The organism is Pseudomonas sp. LB3P81, from assembly GCF_054897965.1.
On sequence record NZ_JBUBVG010000001.1, the window covers coordinates 1,886,847 to 1,907,314 of the forward strand.

General features: G+C 57.8%; 21 protein-coding genes, 1 tRNA gene and 2 pseudogenes. 7 read left to right on the forward strand and 17 right to left on the reverse strand.

Annotation, left to right across the window (positions count from 1 at the left end; genetic code table 11):
* Window positions 1-139: 139 nt before the first annotated feature.
* The 3 genes and pseudogenes from ACYZTL_RS08720 to ACYZTL_RS08730 all read right to left on the reverse strand — a co-directional run bounded on the left by ACYZTL_RS08720 (window position 140) and on the right by ACYZTL_RS08730 (window position 1,168).
* Entirely contained in the window at window positions 140-331 is a 192-nt protein-coding gene (locus ACYZTL_RS08720) for a YegP family protein (protein WP_461951449.1), read from the reverse strand.
* Window positions 332-607: 276 nt separating this feature from the next.
* Window positions 608-769: pseudogene (locus ACYZTL_RS08725) on the reverse strand (ABC transporter substrate-binding protein); the annotation flags it as partial.
* A 27-nt stretch (window positions 770-796) separates the two neighbouring features.
* Entirely contained in the window at window positions 797-1,168 is a 372-nt protein-coding gene (locus tag ACYZTL_RS08730) for a hypothetical protein (protein WP_461951450.1), read from the reverse strand.
* A gap of 32 nt (window positions 1,169-1,200) precedes the next feature.
* Here ACYZTL_RS08730 and ACYZTL_RS08735 point away from each other — a divergent pair.
* A pseudogene (locus ACYZTL_RS08735) lies at window positions 1,201-1,680 on the forward strand (IS66 family transposase); the annotation flags it as partial.
* Between the two features lie 195 nt (window positions 1,681-1,875).
* Here ACYZTL_RS08735 and ACYZTL_RS08740 read toward each other — a convergent pair.
* The 6 genes from ACYZTL_RS08740 to dapA form a co-directional block, all read right to left on the reverse strand.
* On the reverse strand, window positions 1,876-2,994 hold the full coding sequence (locus ACYZTL_RS08740) for an aminotransferase (protein ID WP_461951451.1): 1,119 nt from the start codon (window positions 2,992-2,994) through the stop codon (window positions 1,876-1,878).
* A gap of 669 nt (window positions 2,995-3,663) precedes the next feature.
* Window positions 3,664-3,753 (reverse strand) — tRNA-Ser (locus tag ACYZTL_RS08745).
* A gap of 83 nt (window positions 3,754-3,836) precedes the next feature.
* On the reverse strand, window positions 3,837-4,550 hold the full coding sequence (gene purC / locus ACYZTL_RS08750; RefSeq protein ID WP_461951452.1) for a phosphoribosylaminoimidazolesuccinocarboxamide synthase: 714 nt from the start codon (window positions 4,548-4,550) through the stop codon (window positions 3,837-3,839).
* 28 nt (window positions 4,551-4,578) lie between these two features.
* On the reverse strand, window positions 4,579-5,337 hold the full coding sequence (locus ACYZTL_RS08755) for an MBL fold metallo-hydrolase (protein WP_008034928.1): 759 nt from the start codon (window positions 5,335-5,337) through the stop codon (window positions 4,579-4,581).
* A gap of 4 nt (window positions 5,338-5,341) precedes the next feature.
* A complete protein-coding gene (gene bamC / locus ACYZTL_RS08760; protein ID WP_461951453.1) occupies window positions 5,342-6,457 on the reverse strand; it encodes an outer membrane protein assembly factor BamC in 1,116 nt (371 codons plus the stop codon).
* 17 nt (window positions 6,458-6,474) lie between these two features.
* Window positions 6,475-7,353, reverse strand: coding sequence for a 4-hydroxy-tetrahydrodipicolinate synthase (gene dapA, locus ACYZTL_RS08765; RefSeq protein WP_461951454.1), 879 nt, complete (start codon window positions 7,351-7,353; stop codon window positions 6,475-6,477).
* Between the two features lie 328 nt (window positions 7,354-7,681).
* Here dapA and ACYZTL_RS08770 point away from each other — a divergent pair, with 328 nt between their 5' ends.
* Window positions 7,682-8,242 carry a glycine cleavage system transcriptional repressor gene (locus tag ACYZTL_RS08770; RefSeq protein ID WP_461951455.1) on the forward strand — a complete coding sequence of 187 codons (561 nt, stop codon included), beginning with the start codon at window positions 7,682-7,684 and terminating at the stop codon, window positions 8,240-8,242.
* 10 nt (window positions 8,243-8,252) lie between these two features.
* Window positions 8,253-8,726, forward strand: coding sequence for a peroxiredoxin (locus tag ACYZTL_RS08775; RefSeq protein WP_461951456.1), 474 nt, complete (start codon window positions 8,253-8,255; stop codon window positions 8,724-8,726).
* Window positions 8,727-8,821: 95 nt separating this feature from the next.
* On the opposite strand, the gene ACYZTL_RS08780 is transcribed toward ACYZTL_RS08775, so the two are convergent.
* Window positions 8,822-9,892: an AI-2E family transporter gene (locus ACYZTL_RS08780; RefSeq protein ID WP_461951457.1), complete on the reverse strand. Its 1,071-nt coding sequence runs from the start codon at window positions 9,890-9,892 to the stop codon at window positions 8,822-8,824.
* Window positions 9,893-9,923: 31 nt separating this feature from the next.
* Window positions 9,924-10,163 carry a sulfurtransferase TusA family protein gene (locus tag ACYZTL_RS08785; protein ID WP_461951458.1) on the reverse strand — a complete coding sequence of 80 codons (240 nt, stop codon included), beginning with the start codon at window positions 10,161-10,163 and terminating at the stop codon, window positions 9,924-9,926.
* 99 nt (window positions 10,164-10,262) lie between these two features.
* Here ACYZTL_RS08785 and ACYZTL_RS08790 point away from each other — a divergent pair, with 99 nt between their 5' ends.
* A complete protein-coding gene (locus ACYZTL_RS08790; protein WP_461951459.1) occupies window positions 10,263-11,696 on the forward strand; it encodes a M48 family metalloprotease in 1,434 nt (477 codons plus the stop codon).
* A gap of 184 nt (window positions 11,697-11,880) precedes the next feature.
* Here ACYZTL_RS08790 and ACYZTL_RS08795 read toward each other — a convergent pair whose 3' ends face one another.
* The 4 genes from ACYZTL_RS08795 to rpoE all read right to left on the reverse strand — a co-directional run bounded on the left by ACYZTL_RS08795 (window position 11,881) and on the right by rpoE (window position 15,654).
* The gene (locus ACYZTL_RS08795; RefSeq protein ID WP_461951460.1) at window positions 11,881-13,308 is read right to left on the reverse strand and encodes a DegQ family serine endoprotease; all 1,428 of its coding nucleotides are present in this window, start codon (window positions 13,306-13,308) and stop codon (window positions 11,881-11,883) included.
* 181 nt (window positions 13,309-13,489) lie between these two features.
* The gene (locus tag ACYZTL_RS08800; RefSeq protein WP_461951461.1) at window positions 13,490-14,446 is read right to left on the reverse strand and encodes a MucB/RseB C-terminal domain-containing protein; all 957 of its coding nucleotides are present in this window, start codon (window positions 14,444-14,446) and stop codon (window positions 13,490-13,492) included.
* Window positions 14,447-14,454: 8 nt separating this feature from the next.
* Complete coding sequence (locus ACYZTL_RS08805; RefSeq protein ID WP_461951462.1) at window positions 14,455-15,042, reverse strand: sigma-E factor negative regulatory protein; 588 nt, start codon at window positions 15,040-15,042, stop codon at window positions 14,455-14,457.
* A gap of 30 nt (window positions 15,043-15,072) precedes the next feature.
* Complete coding sequence (gene rpoE, locus ACYZTL_RS08810) at window positions 15,073-15,654, reverse strand: RNA polymerase sigma factor RpoE (RefSeq protein ID WP_093425570.1); 582 nt, start codon at window positions 15,652-15,654, stop codon at window positions 15,073-15,075.
* Between the two features lie 558 nt (window positions 15,655-16,212).
* Between rpoE and nadB the strand changes: the two genes are divergently transcribed.
* Window positions 16,213-17,829 carry an L-aspartate oxidase gene (gene nadB / locus ACYZTL_RS08815; protein ID WP_461951463.1) on the forward strand — a complete coding sequence of 539 codons (1,617 nt, stop codon included), beginning with the start codon at window positions 16,213-16,215 and terminating at the stop codon, window positions 17,827-17,829.
* Here the strand turns inward: nadB and ACYZTL_RS08820 are convergent.
* Entirely contained in the window at window positions 17,798-18,250 is a 453-nt protein-coding gene (locus ACYZTL_RS08820) for a protein YgfX (protein WP_461951464.1), read from the reverse strand. The genes nadB and ACYZTL_RS08820 overlap by 32 nt on opposite strands.
* The gene (locus ACYZTL_RS08825) at window positions 18,234-18,488 is read right to left on the reverse strand and encodes an FAD assembly factor SdhE (RefSeq protein ID WP_007944081.1); all 255 of its coding nucleotides are present in this window, start codon (window positions 18,486-18,488) and stop codon (window positions 18,234-18,236) included. The genes ACYZTL_RS08820 and ACYZTL_RS08825 overlap by 17 nt, the downstream gene beginning before the upstream one ends.
* Before the next feature lie 150 nt (window positions 18,489-18,638).
* On the opposite strand from ACYZTL_RS08825, the gene ygfZ reads away from it, so the two are divergent.
* Window positions 18,639-19,580: a CAF17-like 4Fe-4S cluster assembly/insertion protein YgfZ gene (gene ygfZ, locus ACYZTL_RS08830; protein WP_461951465.1), complete on the forward strand. Its 942-nt coding sequence runs from the start codon at window positions 18,639-18,641 to the stop codon at window positions 19,578-19,580.
* 34 nt (window positions 19,581-19,614) lie between these two features.
* Entirely contained in the window at window positions 19,615-20,436 is an 822-nt protein-coding gene (locus ACYZTL_RS08835; protein WP_461951466.1) for an HDOD domain-containing protein, read from the forward strand.
* Window positions 20,437-20,468 lie beyond the last annotated feature (32 nt).

Below are 20,468 nucleotides of genomic sequence, written 5' to 3' on the forward strand. Positions count from 1 at the left end.
CCCCAGTCCCCAAATCTGCTGACAGTTTAGGTAGCTGTCGCAAGCGGCGTCTATGCGACTCAGGTAGTTTGCGTTTGATCCGACTGCGAGACTGCTTGTAACGAAGCTGCTCTCACTGAGCAGCTTCACCACTTGAGGTTTAGATTTCCTTCACCGGGGTCTGATCGTGAGTCCCCTTGATCAAGCTGATGGCATGCGCGCAATCCGCCTTGTTGATGTACGCCTCGCCGCTGGCAATCGTTTCATTGTTCCCCGCCCTCAAGCGCCACCGCCATTGACCTTTGCCAGTCTGCGGGGTGCCACGGGTTTGCCTGTAAATCTCAAAGTACATTGTTCGCTCCTTGCGATGGCTGATAACGGCAGATCAGTGACCTGCGAAAACCAGAGTAGATGAGGATTTTTGGCGATGAGGTCTTTCAGTGTCAGGGGATATTTCAAGGGAAACCCCTTGATTCCCGGGGCGGCCAATGGATTCGGTGGGCAGTAATTCGAGCTACTCGGCTGAGTAATTTTTCCTGTGAACAGGCTTATTTTTCTTACGCGAGGACGATGCCGGTTCTCACAAAAAAAGAAGGCTAGACGCCTTACAACGTCCAGCCAATTCCTGTTACTTACTGGCCCACGCGTTGAATCGCTCCTCCAGCTCTTCACCGTGATCGACCCAGAACGCCACGTCCATGGACAACGCCCCCTTGAGATTTTGCGGCGCAGTGGGCACCCATTGCGCCAGTTTGCTATCCAGCCGGGCGGCGGCATCAGTGTCAGTGGGATGGGTAGAAAGCTGACTCACGTCAGTTCACAGATTTTTCTGATGAGTTGAGGCATCAGATGGCAGGGTTAACGGCTGATCCGCTGCCAGCCCCACATCGCTCTCAAGTTCTGCCCGAGGTTTGGGGGCGACAGTGTCAGAAGGGGCTACAAAGCCCCATACAAACCTTTCAATCAGCGAAAGCAGTCCATAACTGATGAAGCCAAAGATCAGCCCGACAACCACAATGCTCAAAGGATGAATTTGCGCTGCGTCGGGGCTTTCCAACATGTAGCGAAAAGCCTGGACAGCAACAGTCAGGCAGGCCGCAGCGGCTGCTATCAGCTTCACAGACAACCAAAGACGCCGCCATCTGTTCATGCCATCACCCGTCATTCGATCAATTGCTCTGTATTGCATGATAGCCAATGACCTTGAAGCCCAGGGCGTCGGCCGAACAGGCACTGCACTCGATTGGCGGCTTGTACGAAGTCGAACGGCAAGCGCGGGACATGAGCGATGAGGATCGCTGGCGAATACGGCAGGAAAAGGCCGCACCGATCCTGGAAGCGCTGCATAACTGGATGCTGGCCCAGCGCGACCTTGTGCCCAACGGCTCAGCAACAGCCAAAGCCCTGGATTACAGCCTTAAACGCTGGATAGCGCTGACGCGCTATCTGAAAGATGGGGCCGTGCCCATCGATAACAACCAAGTGGAAAACCAGATCCGACCGTGGGCACTTGGACGCTCGAACTGGTTGTTTGCGGGGTCGCTACGCAGCGGCAAGCGGGCGGCGGCGATCATGAGTCTGATCCAGTCAGCACGTATGAGTGGGCATGATCCGTATGCTTACCTGAAGGACGTTCTCACTCGCCTGCCGACGCAGCGGGCGAGTGAAATTACGAAGTTGCTGCCGCATAAGTGGGCGCCCGTTTACCCACGCAAGGTGTGTTGGGCGGACATACGTTCATTCTGCACTCTTGATACGCAAGCGGGTAAACAACAATGAATGGTTCTGGCAGGGGCATCCAGCATCATGCGTATGTTGTTATCGAGTAATGAAAATGCCGACGGCATCATTCATCAGACCATGCCACGCGGCTCGACCAAGGCATGTAGGAGGAGATCAAAACTCAGCGAGAAATTCCGAAACCTTTTCCAGACCTTCCTTCAGGACTGAAAGATTGTTGGCGTAACCAATGCGCACATAACCTTCGATGTCCAAAGCACTGCCTGGCGTGAACATGACGCCTTTGCTCTCAAGCAGTTTGACGCACAAGTCGCGGGAGGACACGTCGACATCGATCTTCAGAAGGGCTGTGGTGCCGGATTTCGGTTTGACGAACGAGACCTTTGGTTCTTTCGCGATCCACTGCTCTAAGTATTCGAGGTTGGTACGAGTAATGGATTTGTTGCGGGCCAGGATCTTGTCCTTGTTTTCCAAGGCGATACAGGCGAAATGGTCATCCAGCATACCTACGCTGATGGTGTTGTAGTCGCGGTGAATGGCGACCCGATGAATCAGGTCGATTGGCGCGACGATCCAGCCCAGACGCAGACCGGCAAGCGAGAACGCCTTGGACATACTAGCGGTGCTGATACCATTTTCGTACAGATCTGCCACCGAGACGGTAAAGCCGTTGCCGTCCTGGTCAATGCCCCGGTAGACCTCGTCACTGAGCAGGTAGGCGCCGGCCGAACGGGCAATCGCCACGATCTGCTCAAGCATGGCTTGATCCATCAGCGCCCCGGTCGGGTTGTTCGGGTTGTTGATGGCAATTACTTTGGTGTTCGACCTGACCAGCGCAATCAGCTCTTCCAGATCAGGCAGGAAAGCGTTCTCTTCACGCAGCTTGAGAATCGAAACGTCGGCGCCGTAACTCTCGGGAATCGAGTAGTGCTGCTGGTAAGTCGGAGCCACGGAAATAACGTGGTCACCTGGTTCAACGAGGGTTTCATACACCAAGGCGTTAGCACCGATCGCGCCGTGGGTGATGATCACGTTGTCCTTACTCTGCTTCGAGTACAAAGCCGCAACATTGCTGCGCAGGCGATCAGAACCTTCGATCGCGCCATACGTCATCTTCAACGGCAGCAGCTCATCGAGGATGCTGTCTTTTTTACCGGCCATTTCCAGTAGTTGTTCGATGGTCAGAGACTCGACGCAAGTTTCGGCCAAGTTGTATTCGCAATCGTTTTCATAGGCGTTCATCCAGATTTCAACGCCGAACTCTTTGATCTTCATGTGCGTACCTTTTCCTTTGATTGGATGTTAGAAATCGGTGCTCAACGTTGAGTAAGTGGACGCCCGTCTAACCTCTGCACTTCTTACCGAATACCGTCTTCTCTTGCCAAACAGAGTCATGCAATGGAGCGCGAGAAAATCGATGCAGCATTAAAGGAACATGTCGTCCCGGTACTTCGCAGCATGGGATTTAAGGGATCGCTCCCCACTTTCGCCGCAATACAGGACAGCAAATTGACCTGATAACGTTTCAATTTGATAGAGAGGGGGGGCCCGGCTGAGGGAGTAACTATGTCCTGGGACGAACAGATCCCTCCGGCAAAAATGGTCGTGGCACACCTGCATCCAAATAAGCGTAGTCGGTTGGGGCGGCTATGGGAGGCGGCCACTGGTTCAGACATGACAATAAAGGCACCTGTACTACTCGAGGTTCTGCCTTACCTGAGCGGCGAAGCATCTGACCACTGGGCCAAAGGCCCTCTCCCGGGCACCAAAACCTCGTAAACGCTCCGCCGTAACCGTCCGACCAGCACGCCGTCCTCACTCCATCGACCTAAGATGAGTTCGTCAAGACTTGTCTACCGGACGGTTACCTAAAATGCCCTAAAAAAATCTACAGAAACGAAAAAGCCCCGTAGCTTATTCAGCTACGGGGCTTTTTCTGTGTAATGGCGGAGAGATAGGGATTCGAACCCTAGGTACCGGTGAAGGTACAACGGATTTCGAATCCGTCCCATTCGGCCACTCTGGCATCTCTCCAACGGCGCGCATCATAACAACACTTTTGCCGGAAGCGAACCCCCTAAGCGAAATTTTTCCGTGCTATCAGATGCTTGCGTCGATTAAAGCGGTACGCCCAGACGATTGGCGACTTCTTCGTAGGCTTCGATGACGTCACCGAGGCCCTGACGGAAGCGGTCCTTGTCCATTTTCTTGCCGGTGGCCTTGTCCCACAGACGGCAGCCGTCCGGGCTGAATTCGTCGCCCAGGACGATGGAGCCGTCGGAGAACACGCCGAATTCGAGTTTGAAGTCGACCAGCAGCAGGCCGGCGTCGTCGAACAGTTTGCTCAGGACTTCGTTGACCTTGAGCGACAGTTCTTTCATGCGAACCAGTTGCTCGGCGTTGCCCCAACCGAACGCCACGACGTGGGATTCGTTGATGAACGGGTCGCCCTTGGCGTCGTCCTTCAGGAACAGTTCGAAGGTGTAAGGGTTGAGCTTCATGCCTTCTTCGACGCCCAGGCGCTTGACCAGGCTGCCGGCGGCGTAGTTACGCACGACGCACTCGACCGGGATCATGTCGAGTTTTTTCACCAGGCATTCGTTGTCGCCCAGCAGTTTGTCGAATTGGGTCGGCACGCCGGCTGCTTCGAGTTTCTGCATGATGAAGGCGTTGAACTTGTTGTTCACCATGCCTTTGCGGTCGAGCTGCTCGATGCGCTTGCCGTCGAACGCCGAGGTGTCGTTGCGAAACAGCAGGATCAAGCGGTCAGCGTCGTCGGTCTTGAAAACCGATTTGGCTTTGCCGCGGTAGAGTTCTTCACGTTTTTCCATGATGGGCTCCGCTTGCTAAGTAGGTGGGCTAGGCGATGTGTCGCCAGTCGAGCCCTGAATCTTGATCGGCCAGTTGCAGCCAGTCCGGGTCGCACCCGAGGGTGTCGACAAAACATTGCCGGGCCAGCTGCGGCAGGTTGTTCTTGCTGCTCAGATGGGCCAGGACCAGGTGTTGCAGGCCTTGCCAGCCCAACTCGGACACCAGGAATGCCGCCTGGTGGTTGTTCAAATGTCCCAGTTCACCGCCCACCCGCTGCTTGAGAAAGTACGGGTAGTGACCGCGAGCCAGCATGTCACGGCAATGGTTGGCCTCGATCATCAACGCATCGAGGTCCCGATAGCCGTCCAGCACTTTGTTGCAGTATGAGCCCAGATCGGTCAACAGGCCGAAGCGTCGCTCACCGTCACTGAACACATATTGCGTCGGTTCCTGTGCATCGTGGGCCACGGCAATGACGCCGATGCTCAGTGCGCCGATCTGCAGTTGCTCGCCGCCCGCCAGAAGGCCAGCCGGTTCAATCGGTTTGCGCATCCCGCGCAGGGTGCCGCGACTGAGGTAGACAGGCAGATTGTAACGCCGAGACAGCAAACCCACGCCATGCACGTGGTCGGCATGTTCGTGGGTTACGAGTATCGCGCTCAGTTGCGCCGGGTTCACACCCAGGCGCAACAGGCGTTTTTCGGTTTCCCGCAGGGAAAAACCACAATCCACCAGCACATACGTATCAGCACTGGCTATCAGCGTGCCGTTCCCTTGGCTACCGCTGCCGAGAACGGCAAAACGCATGTGATCAGCCCAGGTTGTCCTGAATCACGCTCAACACTTTGCGCGCCACGTCAGCCGGCGCCACGGTGTTGATGTTTTTCTCGACGGTGACCTGAACGGTATCACCCACCTTGCTCAGGCGAACCTGATAACGCTCGGCACGGGCTTCAACTTCTTCCTTGCTCGGTCCACTGCCGAGCAGGCTGCCGAAGAAGCCAGGCTTCTCGTCTTTCTTCTCGGCTTTTTCAGACAGGTTGATGTAGTACAGGCCCAGGCTGCGGTTGATGTCTTCAACGCGCCATTCGCCCTGTTCCAGCGCACGACCGACGCTCGACCAGGCACGGTCCAGGTCGTTACCGACGTTCAGAACCGGGTTGCCGCTGCCGTCTTCGCTCAGGCTGACACGGCTTGGCGTATCGAAATCACGGGAAGCCAGCATGGAGACCGAACCGCCCTTCTCCGAAGTTCGGCTCATGCTCGCGAGCATGTCGTCGACCAGTGCCGCGTCCAGGCCGGTGTTGACCGAACGGTTGGTGAAGGCCACATCGGCGGTGCTGCCGGCAGGACGTTCGGCGCTGACCACATAGACTTCACTGGTGTTGCGCTGCACGCCCGGCTCGATGCGCACCCGCACGCGGGTTTCGCTGTCAGCGCCGACACCGGCTGCGCTCAGGCGCTTGGCCATCGCTGCGGACAGTTCGTCGGAATGCTGCCAGGTGGTGGTGAATTCGCCGGTTTGCGGGCGCTGTTCATCCAGACGGAAACCGTTGTCCTGGAAAAACTGCACAGCCACTGGCCAGACTTCGGCCGGTGGGTTTTGGGCCAGGATCGAACGCGAATCACCGCTCTTCTGTAGCGAGTAGGCACTGGCGTCGGCAGCAGCGGACAGCGGCTGCGGACGAGGCACGATGTATTCGCCCTTGACGGTGTCGTCGGCCACGTTGCGCGGGATCGGCAGCAGCGGATCCAGGTGTTTGGCGGTGCTGACGTCCGTTGGCAATTGCATCGGTGCAGTCTGTTGCGCTTCCAGGTAATCGCTACCACGGTCACGGAAATAACCTTCCGGGCCCCAGACCCATCCACAGCCACTGGTGCTGGAGATAATCAAGGCAAGTGCGGAAAGTCCGGCCAATCGCTTCATGCGTAGTGCTTCCTCAATTAAACCAGGACGCCGGACTGGCGCATGGCCTGCCGCAGCGGTTCGTGACAGGCAGCGCTGAGCCAGGTGAGCGGCAGACGGATACCGTCCGGCATCAAGCCCATTTCATGCAGTGCCCATTTCACGGGGATAGGGTTGGATTCGATAAACAGGGTTTTATTGAGCGGCATCAGCTTTTCATGGATCGCACGGGCTGTGACGGCGTCGCCTTTCAGGGCAGCGTTGCACAGGTCGGCCATGTCGCGCGGGGCAACGTTGGCGGTCACCGAGATGTTGCCTTTACCGCCGAGCAGGATCAGCTCGACCGCGGTGGCGTCGTCACCGGAGATCACCAGGAAGTCTTTGCTGACGCCGGCGAGGATGGCTTTTGCACGATCGAGGTCGCCGGTGGCTTCCTTGATGCCGATGATGTTTTTCACGGTCGACAGACGGATAACGGTCTCGGCCTGCATGTCGCATGCCGTACGGCCAGGCACGTTATAAAGGATCTGCGGGATGTCGACGGCTTCGGCAATAGCCTTGAAGTGCTGATACAAGCCTTCCTGGGTCGGCTTGTTGTAATACGGCGTCACCAGCAGGCAGGCATCGGCGCCGGCGGTCTTCGCATTGGTGGTCAGCTCGATGGCTTCGCGCGTCGAGTTGGCGCCGGTACCGGCGATCACCGGAATGCGCCCTGCCACCTGCTTCACCACGTAACGAATCACTTCGATGTGCTCGTTCACGTCAAGGGTGGCCGATTCGCCTGTAGTGCCGACCGCCACGATCGCGTGGGTGCCGTTCTGCAGGTGAAAGTCCACCAGTTTGCTCAGGCTGTCCCAGTCGAGACGACCTTGTGCATCCATGGGTGTGACCAGTGCCACCATACTGCCCGCAATCATGCAACCGCTCCTGCCGGAAAAAGAGAGCCGTAATGGTACTGGCGCCAAGATGCTTGTACAAGCGAAGTACTGCGCTGCTGCCATTCCCCTTGGCGCTGCTTTTCGCTACCCTTCAGACTTTGATCGGTACTGACAAGCTCGTACGCCGGGTTTCAGCCTCCATTTTCGGCATCACAAGCCCCGATCCAGCGTTGCCACCCTTCGCTCTTGCCTTAATGGAGCACGTTGCAACCTTCGGCCCGGGTTTTCTGAATTCGCATCCGCAGGCTCGCCCCCGGTAAAAAAAGCCCGTAGAAGTATCGACCGCTCATCGCTTTAGGAATGCTGCATGTCCACCCCCACAGTTCGCGAACAATTCCTTGTCATCAGTGCCCTCGGCGCCAACCCCATGGAGCTGACTAACGTCCTGTGCCGCGCCAGCCATGAAAATCGCTGCGCCGTGGTCACCTCTCGCCTGACCCGCCATGGCGAGTGCAGCGCGTTGATCCTTGAGGTCTCCGGCAGCTGGGACGCCCTGGCGCGCCTTGAAGGCAGCCTGCCGAGCCTCGCCAAGAAGCACGCCTTCACGGTCAACGTGGTGCGCAGCGCGGCACTGGAGAACCGCCCTCAGGCCTTGCCGTACGTCGCCTACGTCAGCTCCGCGTACCGCTCGGACATCATCAACGAGCTGTGCCAGTTCTTCATGGACCACAACGTCGAGCTGGAAAACCTGACCTGCGACACCTATCAGGCACCGCAAACCGGCGGCACCATGCTCAACGCCACGTTTACCGTGACGTTGCCGGCCGGCGTGCAGATCAGTTGGTTGCGCGATCAGTTCCTGGATTTCGCCGACGCGCTGAACCTGGATGCCCTGATCGAACCGTGGCGCCCACAAAACCCAATGTAAGGAAGCTTTCATGGCCGTTGCCATCGACCAACCGGTTGCCGACTTCGAAGCCCCCGCCACCAGCGGGCAGACCATCAGTCTCGCGGGCCTTAAAGGCAAGCAAGTGGTGATCTACTTCTATCCGAAGGACAGCACGCCGGGTTGCACGACCCAGGGCCAGGGCTTTCGCGATCAGCTGGATGCCTTTAAAGCCGCCAACACCGAAGTCTTTGGTGTGTCCCGCGACAGCCTGAAATCCCACGAGAACTTCAAGGCCAAGCAAGCGTTCACCTTCGAACTGATCAGCGACAAGGAAGAAGCACTGTGCCAGCTGTTTGATGTGATCAAGTTGAAGAAGCTTTATGGCAAGGAATACATGGGCGTCGATCGCAGCACGTTCCTGATTGATAAGGATGGTGTGCTGCGTCAGGAATGGCGTGGTGTGAAGGTGCCGGGGCATGTGGATGCGGTTTTGGCGGCGGCTCAGGCGTTGAACAAGGCTTGATTATCTAGCGCCTGTTCTGACGCCTTCGCGGGCTTGCTCCGGGCGGCGTTCCGACGAAGAGGCCCTTAGCCTCGCCGAAAAATCGGGGTTATCCATCAAAGCAGCGGCGCCACCACCGGTTCCTTGCGCGGCCAGGCATCCAGCACAGCCTTGAACAAGGTCGCCAGCGGAATCGCAAAGAACACGCCCCAAAATCCCCACAACCCGCCAAATAACAGCACCGCGCAGATAATCGCCACCGGGTGCAGGTTGACCGCTTCCGAAAACAACAGCGGCACCAACACGTTGCCATCCAGTGTCTGAATGATCCCGTAGACCGCCATCAAATAGATGAACTGATCGCTCCAGCCCCACTGGAACAGCGCAATCAGCATCACCGGCACGGTCACCACCACAGCCCCGACATACGGCACCACCACCGACACACCCACCAGCAACGCCAACAACGCCGCGTAGTTGAGCCCCAGCACGACAAATCCGATGTAGGTCACGCCACCGCAAATGAAAATCTCGATGACCTTGCCGCGGATGTAGTTGGCAATCTGCCGGTTCATCTCATGGGCGACGCGAGTAATCAACGCGCGCTCACGGGGCAAGTAACCGCGAACCCACTGGCCAATCATTTCCCGGTCCTTGAGAAAGAAAAACACCAGAATCGGCACCAGCACCAGGTAAATCATGATGTTGACCAGCAGCGGCAGACTCGACAGTGAGAAGGTCAGCGCCCATTGACCGAACTTGCCGATCTCGCCCCGCGCCACTTCAATGGCCTGCAGAACCTGTTCGTCGGAGACCAGATGCGGATAGCGCTCGGGCAGTAGCAATAACAGCGATTGCCACTTGGCGAGCATGCCGGGCAACTCGTTGAACAGCGTGATCAACTGATGCCAGAGCAATGGCACCAAGACAATGATAAATACCAGCAAAACGCCCATGAACAAGGCGAAGACCAGCCCCACGGCCACACCACCCGGCACGCGCAGGCGTTCAAGCGTCACGACCAACCCCTGCATAAGATACGCCAGCACCATCCCGGCGAGCACCGGCGCGAGCATGCCCCCAAGGGTAAGCACAGCGGTGAACGCCAGAAACAGCAGAACCGCCAGCACCACCGCTTCTTCATCGGAGAAATAACGCTGAATCCAGTCGCGTAACACTTTGAACATCAATAATCCTTAGCAACGAACGCAGCAGTTTTCAGGCTTTTTTCAACCAGAAGCGGTAAACGCCCGCTTCATCTTCTTCACGAAGCAGCGTATGACCGGCCAATCGGGCAAAGGTGCGAAAGTCACGCTGCGAACCCGCATCGGTGGCAATCACCTTGAGCACCGCGCCGCTGGCCATGCGATTGAGTTCCAGCTTGGCCTTGAGTAACGGCAACGGACAATTCAGGCCGCTGGCGTCCAGTTCGGCGTCATGGGCTACAGCGTCGGTCATTGCGTCACTCCGGGTCAGGTGGTCGGGCGGCTTAGAATATCTGGTCCGAAGCGTACTGTCCGGCTACAGTAAGGTCTTTGTCGACTCAAGGCTTTGTGCATGACTTTTTTGCGCCCTACCCTGCTGACGCTCGCTTGCCTGCTCGCATCACCGGGCTTCGCCGACGACCTGCCGTCACTCGGTGACGCCAGTTCTGCCATTGTCTCGCCGCAACAGGAATACCAGTTGGGTCGTGCTTGGCTGTCGCTGCTGCGCAGCCAGGTTTCGCAGCTCAATGACCCGCAGCTCAAGGATTACGTCGAATCCAGCGTCTACCGCCTGGTGGAGACCAGCCAGGTCAACGACCGGCGCCTGGAATTCATCCTGATCAACAGCCCGCAACTCAACGCCTTTGCGGCGCCTGGCGGGATTGTCGGGGTCAACGGTGGTTTGTTCCTCAATGCCCAGACCGAGGGCGAATACGCCTCGGTACTCGCTCACGAACTGGCTCACTTGTCGCAGCGCCACTTCGCCCGTGGCGTTGAAGCGCAACAGCGCATGCAGGTACCGATGATGGCCGCGCTGCTGGCCGGGATCGTGATTGCCGCTGCCGGTGCCGGCGATGCCGGGATCGCAGCCATTGCGGGCACCCAGGCGGCGGCGATTCAGGAGCAACGGCGCTTTTCGCGCCAGAACGAACAGGAGGCCGACCGCATCGGCATCCAGAATTTGGAAAAGGCCGGTTACGATCCACGCTCGATGCCCACCATGTTCGAGCGGCTGGCGCGCCAATACCGTTTTGACGCCAAGCCGCCGGAATTCCTGCTGACTCACCCGGTAACCGAATCGCGGATCGCCGACACCCGCAACCGCGCCGAGCAGGCCAAACCGGGCGGTATTGAAGACACCATGCGTTATCAGCTAATTCGCGCACGGGTCCAACTGATCTACGAAGAAACCCCAGGTCTGGGCGCCAAGCGCTTTCGCGCGCAGCTGGATGAGAACCCGAAAAACGATGTCGCCCGCTATGGCCTGGCGATTGCCCAGATCAAGGGCGGTCAGTTGAACGAAGCGCGGGAAAACCTCAAGCTTCTGCTGGCCAAATCGCCGAACGAGATCATCTACAACCTGGCTCAGATCGATCTGGACATCACCAACAATCGCCTGCCGGACGCCCAGACCCGGGTTGACCGGATGCTGACTCAGTATCCGGGCAACTACCCGCTGAATCAGGTGCGTGTCGATTTGTTGCTGAAGCAGAACCGTGCGCCGGAAGCGGAAAAAGCGCTGGAGAACCTGCTCAAGAGTCGTCCGGATGATCCGGACGTCTGGTACATGGTGGCTGAAACCCGTGGCCTGTCAGGCAACATCATCGGCCTGCATCAGGCCCGCGCCGAGTACTTTGCACTGGTCGGCGACTATCGCCAGGCCATCCAGCAACTGGACTTCGCCAAGCGCAAGGCCGGCACCAACTTCCCACTGTCTTCGCGGATCGACGCCCGGCAACGGGAGCTGATGGAACAGGAGCGCATGATCAAGGACATGATGGGCTGAGACTTTTGTAGGAGCGAGCTCACTCGCGAAAAACTCAAGGGCGCCGCGCTCGTTCAGGTATTCCCCGTCTTCGTTAGCGACCATCGTCGGAACGCCGCCCGGAGCAAGCTCGCTCCTACGGTTTTCAGGAGGCACAAAAAAACCGCCTCTTTCGAGGCGGTTTTTTATTCAGCCGACAACCGGTTTATTCAGCCAGTTTGAAGGTGATGAAGCTGGCGCGATTTTGACGCAGAACCCGCATCGACACCGAGCGGTTCTTCGGCAGCGCCTTGGCGATATCGGTGAACTCCTTGGTGGAGCCAATCGCCTGATTGTTCAGGTGAGTGATAACGTCGCCTGGCTGCAAGCCAATCATAGAAGCAGGACCGTCCTGGACTTCCTTGATAACCACACCACCTTTGAGGTCGTAGGTTTTCTTCTGCTCGTCGGTCAGCTCGGCCACGGAAACTCCCAGGCGATTGCTGCTGCGCTCGATGGTCGATTTCGCCAAAGAATCCAGCTCTTTACCTTCTTCCGGGATTGCGCCGACCGTCAACTCGACATTCTTGCGCTTGCCTTCACGAATCACTTCCAGATTGGCTTTCGAGCCGGCTTTCAGTGCGCCCACCAGATGCGGCAGATCGGCGGACATGACGATCGGTTGACTGTTCATGCTCAGGATCACGTCGCCCACTTGCAGACCGCCCTTGGCAGCCGGGCCGTCGTCCTGGATCTGAGCCACCAGCGCACCGGCCGGTTTCTCAAGACCAAACGACTCGGCCAGATCCTTGTTCACTTCCTGAATGACGACGCCCAACCAGCCACGGCTGACTTTACCGCCGCTTTTCAGCTGATTGGACACGTCCATGGCCACGTCGATAGGAATCGCGAACGACACACCCATGAAGCCGCCGGAACGGGTGTAGATCTGCGAGTTGATCCCCACCACTTCGCCCGCCAGGTTGAACAGCGGACCACCGGAGTTACCCGGGTTGATCGGCACGTCGGTCTGGATGAACGGCACATAGTTTTCGTTCGGCAGGCTGCGACCGACGGCGCTGACGATACCTTGGGTGACGGTATGGTCGAAACCAAATGGCGAGCCGATGGCGACGACCCACTGGCCGGCCTTCAGGTCCTGGGATTTGCCAAGTTTTAGAACGGGCAGATCCTTGCCCTCGATTTTCAGCAAGGCCACGTCGGAACGTGTATCGGTGCCGACCAGCTTGGCTTTCAACTCACTGCGGTCAGCCAGGCGAACGAGAATCTCGTCGGCATCGGCGATCACGTGGTTGTTGGTGAGTATGTAGCCGTCAGACGAGATGATGAAACCCGAACCCAAGGACTGGGCTTCACGCTGACGATCGCCGCGAGGTGTACGCGGTTGTGGCGGCATGCCACGCTCGAAGAACTCGCGCAACATCGGCGGCAAGCCTTCGAGGTCGGGCATCTGCTCGCTCACTTTGCGATCCGGCAGTTTCTGCGTGGTGCTGATGTTCACCACAGCAGGCGAGGCCTGTTCGACCAGTTGCGTAAAGTCAGGCAATTCGACTGCTTGAGCAGCGACCGCCTGACCGAGCACCAGTACAGTGGCAAAAATGGAGAGGTAAGACTTCAAGCATGGTATCGACATACGGCTCCCGTTACGACGAGCATGGTTAAGCGATATGGAGCAAGGAACACCGGGAACGATACGCCGGTATTTTTGTTCCGGGAACAACAAACAAGGCCAGAGCCGAGGGGCTCTGACCTATAAAAAATTTTGGGGATATTTGCAAATTGAAATGCTCACCAAACATTTCGATACCAGCTCACTACTGGGTTGCAGTGGCATCGGTGCGCATGGACAGCGCGATCCGTTCAGCGGTCCCTACCGGGATTTCACCGACCACGGTGACCATCATGTCGCCTTGAGGCGTGGTCAAGCGTCGGGATACAGCAACGGTCGGCCCGAGCTGAGTGCGAGTATCGGTGATGGTTGCACCATTCAGCGGCTCGAGGAACACCGAGAAACGGGCCAGACCATCGTCATACAGCAGACTGTTGACCTGGGTTTTGGTCTCTGGATCCTTGCGCGAGGTGCTGCTGGTCAGCTCGAAGCCTGCAGGCAACCAGTCTGAATGCCAGGTCTGGGCGACCTTGACTGCTGAAGCCTTGTCGCTATCGGGTGTGATGACTTTGCAGTCACTGCCCGGCTGAAGATCACTGTCGGAAGGTACACCGGAGGTATCCAGCTGCGTGAACTGGAAGCGCTCCAGCAACTGTCCTTTGTCATTCAGGAGCAAAGACTTGAGTGGCAAACCGGTTTCTTTGTCCAGATGCAGTTCAAAACCGTAACGGTGCTGATCACGGGGCGTCAGGGAAACGATGACCGCCGCACGCCCGGCCACACGCGACTTGCCGATGACGGCAAGGTTGTACCAATTCTTGAGCTTTTGTGGATCGAGTGCACGAGCAGCGGAGTTGGGGGAGTCCCCAAGTCCTGCGATCAGGGTGCCGCTGACGCATTGAGTATGCCCATCAATGCGCACGACTTCCTGAGCAGAGCCATCGAGCTGGAGTAAACGCTCGCTGACCTTGCCATCCTGGACGCGGTGCCAGATGTTGTGGGTAGAAAAACTACCGTTTCGCTCGTAGACAAAAGTACCGTGAAAGCTTTGCTGTTGCTCGGCCTGACCAAGACGGGTCAACCAGCCCTGGGCTTCATCGGCGTGGGCTGGAACAATGAACCAGCCACTGAGCAGAAGCGAAAGTAGAGGTATGGCGCGCATGATCCTCCTTAACGGTTTTCCAGGCTTGCTGCACGAGCGTAAGGCAGAGCGCTCTCAGTACCTTTCAATGCAGCCTGTTGAGCATGTTGGCGCAAGTAACCAGGCAAACGTTGATCGTGCCAGCCCGGCTGACCTTGCAATACGCCGTTGGCCATAGGGCCAGTGGCTTCCGAACTCTCATTATAGCCTGCCAATACAGCTGGACCCTTGACCTGAGGAACGGTAAGACCCGGTTGGCTGGATTGCTGTGCAAGTTCTACGCCAGCGATCTCGTCCTGGTTGTACAGACGAACACCCGCCAATACGGCAACGGTGACCGAAGCTGCGACTGCCAGACGACCCAGGCTGCGCCATGGACCACGGGAAGCTTTTGCCGGTACGGCCTCGTCAGCCAGCGCAGCGGAAACTGCCGCGGCGATATCCAGGCGTGGAAGCAGCAGGTCCTTATGCATCACTGCCCGAGCGATCTGATAACGAGCCCATGTATCACGGGTTTCAACATCGTCAAAGGCATTCAATACCCGACGCAATTCCAATTCGTCCGCTTCGTTATCCATCACTGCGGACAGCGATTCCTGCAGGGCTTCACGACTCATGGCGTTCCTCTCTTGGCTGTCGCCGCTGTCTCAGTTTTCCTGCAACAACGGCTGCAGGGCTTTATCGATGGCCTCCCGAGCGCGGAAAATCCGGGAGCGCACGGTGCCCACCGGACATTGCATGACGCTCGCAATGTCCTCGTAACTCAGACCATCGAATTCACGTAAAGTTAAAGCCGTACGCAAATCTTCTGGCAGTTGCTGAATGGTTCGATGGACGGTGCCTTCGATCTCATCCCGCAGTAATACACGTTCTGGCGACTCGAGATCCTTGAGGCCATGATCGCCATCGTAGAACTCTGCATCCTCGGAACTGACATCGCTATCCGGCGGCCGGCGGCCGCGTGAAACCAGATAGTTTTTCGCCGTGTTGATGGCGATGCGGTAAAGCCACGTATAAAACGCGCTGTCCCCGCGAAAATTTCCAAGCGCACGGTATGCCTTGATAAAGGCTTCCTGTGCCACATCCTGGGCTTCATGGGTGTCGTGCACGAAACGCACGATCAACCCGAGAATTTTGTGCTGGTATTTCAGCACTAGCAGATCGAAAGCTCGCTTGTCGCCACGCTGAACGCGTTCGACGAGCTGCTGATCCTCTTCCTGGGTTAGCATGAACTCTCCTCGATAAGCTCGGAGGAAGCTTGCATAACTAAACAACCAGACTTGCAAACATAGACTCGGGCTTTTCGCAAAAGTTCTCCCCCTCCAAGCAAGTTTCCTGCGGGCTCTGATTTGGCACGCACGAAAAGCGCAGCTCGAGCTAACCCGGCTGCGCGAATAATCTTGTCATCGGATTCGCCGGCAAGGATCAAACCGCAATCCCGCACTGAAGCCGACACTGTCCCTTGATTCAGGCAACGGTCTATTGATCTTGGGCCTTTGGCAAAAGTTCCAAATATTTATAGCTGTGCCAGACCGACATTGTGCAACCCTGAACGGAAAAAGACTGTTAAATCCACGATACAGTCACCTTGTCGCCGAACGGGTCGAAAAACCATCCGACGAAGCGTCAGGGCTTTTCTGTCACTGTAGTTTCACAATGCCATGTTAGCCCGGCTATTGTGCCGCCCCCCCCCTCTATATACTAGTGCGCTGTGTGGCCGCCCTGACTCGCCGTTCCAGTAGTCTGGCGCCAACCCCGTCCCGGGTCGCTTTGAGCGGAATCCTGAAATGAGCCAACAGTTTCAACATGATGTTCTGGTCATTGGCAGCGGTGCAGCCGGTTTGAGTCTTGCGCTGACCTTGCCCGATCATTTGCGTATCGCCGTACTGAGCAAAGGCGATCTCGCCAATGGCTCGACTTTCTGGGCCCAGGGCGGTGTCGCTGCCGTTCTGGATGACACCGATACCGTTGAGTCCCACGTCGATGACACCCTCAATGCCGGCGGCGGCCTGTGCCACGAAGAAGCCGTGCGCTTTACCGTCGAGCACAGTAAAGAGGCCATTCAATGGCTGATCGATCAGGGCGTGCCGTTCACCCGCGATGAGCAATCCGGCACCGAAGACGGCGGTTTCGAGTTTCACCTGACCCGCGAAGGCGGTCACAGCCATCGGCGCATCATTCACGCCGCCGATGCCACGGGCGCAGCGATTTTCAGAACCTTGCTCGACAAAACCAGACAACGGCCCAACATCGAACTGCTGGAACAGCGCGTCGCGGTCGATCTAATCACCGAAAAACGCCTGGGCCTTGAGGGCGATCGCTGCCTCGGTGCCTACGTGCTCAATCGCGGCACAGGCGAAGTCGACACGTACGGTGCGCGCTTTGTGATCCTCGCGTCCGGCGGTGCAGCCAAGGTCTATCTGTATACCAGTAACCCCGACGGCGCCTGCGGTGACGGCATCGCCATGGCCTGGCGTTCGGGCTGCCGGGTGGCGAACCTGGAGTTCAACCAGTTCCACCCGACCTGCCTGTATCACCCGCAGGCCAAGAGTTTCCTGATCACCGAAGCATTGCGTGGTGAAGGCGCACACCTGAAACTGCCCAACGGCGAACGCTTCATGCAGCGTTTCGACCCGCGCGCCGAACTGGCGCCACGGGACATCGTCGCCCGGGCGATCGACCATGAGATGAAGCGGCTCGGTATCGACTGCGTCTATCTGGACATCAGTCACAAGCCGGAAGCGTTCATCAAGACGCACTTCCCGACGGTGTACGAGCGTTGCCTCGAGTTTTCCATCGACATCACCAAACAACCGATCCCGGTCGTTCCCGCAGCGCACTACACCTGCGGCGGCGTGATGGTCGATCAGCAAGGCCGCACCGACGTGCCGGGGCTGTATGCGATTGGCGAAACCAGTTTTACCGGCCTGCACGGCGCCAACCGCATGGCCAGCAACTCGCTGCTGGAGTGCTTCGTTTACGCGCGCTCGGCAGCAGCAGACATTCTTGAACAGTTGCCGCTGGTTTCGATTCCGGTCGCCCTGCCCGTCTGGGACGCCAGCCAGGTCACCGACTCGGATGAAGACGTAATCATTGCGCACAACTGGGATGAGCTGCGGCGGTTCATGTGGGACTACGTCGGCATCGTACGCACCAACAAGCGCCTGCAACGGGCGCAGCACCGCGTGCAGTTGTTGCTGGACGAAATCGACGAGTTCTACAGCAACTACAAGGTCAGCCGGGATTTGATCGAACTGCGTAACCTGGCCCAGGTTGCCGATCTGATGATCCAGTCAGCCATGGAGCGCAAGGAAAGTCGCGGCCTGCATTACACCCTCGACTACCCGAACATGCTGCCGGTTGCGCTGGACACTATTCTGGTGCCGCCCACCTACGCCGACTGAACGTGAGCCGAACCCGCAGGCGTCGGTGCAGATCCGCCGCCTGCGAATCCCGTGGCACGCAAATCGCCCGGACTCGCCGCTCGTCGCGCAGACGAAAACGCAGCACCACGACCAACGGCAACGCCAGACTGTCCCGCCTCAACTGAATCGTCTGCCAACCGGCCGCCTGATTCCACAACTGCCAGCCATCCGCATCGCGACGCAAGCCGCGAAACGCCTGTGGATGTGTCAGCAAAATCTGTCTTGGCAATGCCCAAATGCCATGCGCCAGACAACAAAAGGCGCCGAGCAAACTGGCCCAGACCGGTATGGAAAGAAAAAACAACGACCCCAGCGCGAACAGCTGGGCCAACAGATACGCCGCCAGCAACTGCCGTGAGGCATGCCAGCGGCATTCGAACGCATTACTTGGGCTGGACACGATCCAGGATCATGCGAACCATGCGCTGAAGCTCCGGGTCTTCCGATTCGGCGCGTTCCATGAACCAGCCGAACATGTCCTGATCTTCGCACTCGAGCAGCTTGCGGTAGCAATCGCGGTCGACATCATTGAGGTGCGGATAGACCTCTTTCACGAATGGCACCAGCAACACGTCAAGTTCAAGCATGCCGCGGCGGCTGTGCCAGTAGAGGCGATTCAGTTCTACATCTTCGACCATGGAGCGCTCCTCAAATAGGCGGCAAGTATACAGCCCCCGACACCATCGAACAGTCGGCTTTGGTCGGGCACTGCCGACCTTTTGTGAACTACCCATTTCATGGGCGCCCCCTTATGATGTCCCCCAGACTCTTCTTTCCTGCGATGACCCATGGCCGATTCTGCTTTTTTCTGCACCCTGTCTCATGAAGGCGTTCTTGCGGTCCGCGGTGCGGATGCCGCTAAATTTCTGCAAGGCCAGCTGACCTGCAACCTCAATTACCTGAGCGACACCCAGGCCAGCCTCGGCGCACGCTGCACTCAGAAAGGCCGGATGCAGTCGAGTTTCCGCATCCTGCTGCAAGGTGACGGCGTGCTCATGGCCATGGCCACCGAGCTGCTGGAACCGCAACTGGCGGATCTGAAAAAGTATGCGGTGTTCTCCAAATCCAAACTGACTGATGAAAGCGCCGTGTGGGTCCGCTTCGGCGTCGACCATGGCGATGCTGCCCTGATCAGCCTCGGTCTTGTATTGCCGGCAGATACCGACAGCGTTGCACGCAATGACGGGCTGATCGCGGTCCGCGTTTCACCGGACCGTGCAGAACTCTGGGTTGCCGCCGATCAGGCCGACGCCATCAAAGGCAAGCTGTCCGCCCTGTTGACCGAAGGCGATCTCAATCAATGGCTGCTGGGCCAGATCCGCGCAGGGATCGGTCAGGTCATGCCGAGCACCCGCGAGCTGTTCATACCGCAGATGCTCAACCTGCAAGCCGTCGGTGGCGTGAGTTTCAAAAAGGGTTGCTACACCGGCCAGGAAATCGTCGCGCGCATGCAGTACCTGGGCAAACTCAAACGTCGCTTGTATCGCCTGAAGCTAGACGCCAGTGATTTGCCTGAGCCTGGCACTCAACTGTTTTCCCCGACCCACGGCAGTTCCATCGGCGAAGTGGTGATCGCCGCACGCGCTGGGCAAAATATTGAACTGCTGGCCGTGCTGCAAGCTGAAGCAGCAGAAATCGGTGACGTCCATCTGGGCACACTCGAAGGGCCGACCCTGCACATGCTCGACTTGCCTTACGAACTGGATCGCGATCGCGAAATCCAGCGTTAACGGCAGCACTTGTCGCAACACCTAGAGAAAAAAAATGAGTGAGCTGGCGGATAAGGTCCAACAGGATTTGGTTGAGGCCATCGATAACGATGACCTGGTTCTGCCAACATTGCCGGAAGTGGCCCTGCAGATTCGCAAGGCCGCTGAAGATCCGGAAATCAGTGTCAGCGCCCTGAGTAAAGTGATTGGCCGTGATACGGCGCTGTCGGCGCGCCTGATCAAAGTGGTCAATAGCCCGCTGCTGCGCGCGACCCAGGAAGTCACTGACTTGCACACGGCAATCACGCGCCTGGGCGTCAATTACAGTAGCAACCTGTCCATTGGCCTGGTCATGGAGCAGATTTTCCACGCGCGTTCCGACGTGGTAGAAAAAAAGATGCGCGATGTCTGGCACAAAAGCCTGGAAATCGCCGGAGTCAGTTACTCGCTGTGCCGTAGTTACACGCAACTCAAACCTGATCAGGCGGCTCTTGGCGGGCTGGTGCATCAGATTGGCGTGTTGCCGATCCTGACTTACGCCGAAGACCATTACGAGCTGCTGTCGGACCCGGTCAGCCTGAACCATGTCATCGACCGGATTCACCCGTTGCTGGGCGACAAACTGCTGCGGGTCTGGGAGTTTCCGGAAATGCTGGTACAGGTGCCGGGGCTGTATCTGGACTTCAAGCGTGAGTCCGAGCGCGTCGACTATGTGGATCTGGTGCAGGTGGCCAGCCTGTATTGCCACAAGGACACCGACCATCCCATCGCCCGTATCGACCCGCTCAGCGTGCCGGCCTTCAAGAAGCTGGGAATCGATCCGGAGAACGAGGCGACGTGCAGGGATCTGGAAGAGTCGCGGTCGATGTTTTACTGATTGTTGTGGCGAGGGAGCTTGCTCCCGCTGGG

Excerpts from the sequence above, each read along its gene's own strand:
- ACYZTL_RS08720 (WP_461951449.1), bottom strand. The coding sequence starts at position 331 with ATGTACTTTGAGATTTACAGGCAAACCCGTGGCACCCCGCAGACTGGC.
- ACYZTL_RS08730 (WP_461951450.1), bottom strand. The coding sequence starts at position 1,168 with ATGCAATACAGAGCAATTGATCGAATGACGGGTGATGGCATGAACAGA.
- ACYZTL_RS08740 (WP_461951451.1), bottom strand. The coding sequence starts at position 2,994 with ATGAAGATCAAAGAGTTCGGCGTTGAAATCTGGATGAACGCCTATGAA.
- purC (WP_461951452.1), bottom strand. The coding sequence starts at position 4,550 with ATGGAAAAACGTGAAGAACTCTACCGCGGCAAAGCCAAATCGGTTTTC.
- ACYZTL_RS08755 (WP_008034928.1), bottom strand. The coding sequence starts at position 5,337 with ATGCGTTTTGCCGTTCTCGGCAGCGGTAGCCAAGGGAACGGCACGCTG.
- bamC (WP_461951453.1), bottom strand. The coding sequence starts at position 6,457 with ATGAAGCGATTGGCCGGACTTTCCGCACTTGCCTTGATTATCTCCAGC.
- dapA (WP_461951454.1), bottom strand. The coding sequence starts at position 7,353 with ATGATTGCGGGCAGTATGGTGGCACTGGTCACACCCATGGATGCACAA.
- ACYZTL_RS08770 (WP_461951455.1), top strand. The coding sequence starts at position 7,682 with ATGTCCACCCCCACAGTTCGCGAACAATTCCTTGTCATCAGTGCCCTC.
- ACYZTL_RS08775 (WP_461951456.1), top strand. The coding sequence starts at position 8,253 with ATGGCCGTTGCCATCGACCAACCGGTTGCCGACTTCGAAGCCCCCGCC.
- ACYZTL_RS08780 (WP_461951457.1), bottom strand. The coding sequence starts at position 9,892 with ATGTTCAAAGTGTTACGCGACTGGATTCAGCGTTATTTCTCCGATGAA.
- ACYZTL_RS08785 (WP_461951458.1), bottom strand. The coding sequence starts at position 10,163 with ATGACCGACGCTGTAGCCCATGACGCCGAACTGGACGCCAGCGGCCTG.
- ACYZTL_RS08790 (WP_461951459.1), top strand. The coding sequence starts at position 10,263 with ATGACTTTTTTGCGCCCTACCCTGCTGACGCTCGCTTGCCTGCTCGCA.
- ACYZTL_RS08795 (WP_461951460.1), bottom strand. The coding sequence starts at position 13,308 with ATGTCGATACCATGCTTGAAGTCTTACCTCTCCATTTTTGCCACTGTA.
- ACYZTL_RS08800 (WP_461951461.1), bottom strand. The coding sequence starts at position 14,446 with ATGCGCGCCATACCTCTACTTTCGCTTCTGCTCAGTGGCTGGTTCATT.
- ACYZTL_RS08805 (WP_461951462.1), bottom strand. The coding sequence starts at position 15,042 with ATGAGTCGTGAAGCCCTGCAGGAATCGCTGTCCGCAGTGATGGATAAC.
- rpoE (WP_093425570.1), bottom strand. The coding sequence starts at position 15,654 with ATGCTAACCCAGGAAGAGGATCAGCAGCTCGTCGAACGCGTTCAGCGT.
- nadB (WP_461951463.1), top strand. The coding sequence starts at position 16,213 with ATGAGCCAACAGTTTCAACATGATGTTCTGGTCATTGGCAGCGGTGCA.
- ACYZTL_RS08825 (WP_007944081.1), bottom strand. The coding sequence starts at position 18,488 with ATGGTCGAAGATGTAGAACTGAATCGCCTCTACTGGCACAGCCGCCGC.
- ygfZ (WP_461951465.1), top strand. The coding sequence starts at position 18,639 with ATGGCCGATTCTGCTTTTTTCTGCACCCTGTCTCATGAAGGCGTTCTT.
- ACYZTL_RS08835 (WP_461951466.1), top strand. The coding sequence starts at position 19,615 with ATGAGTGAGCTGGCGGATAAGGTCCAACAGGATTTGGTTGAGGCCATC.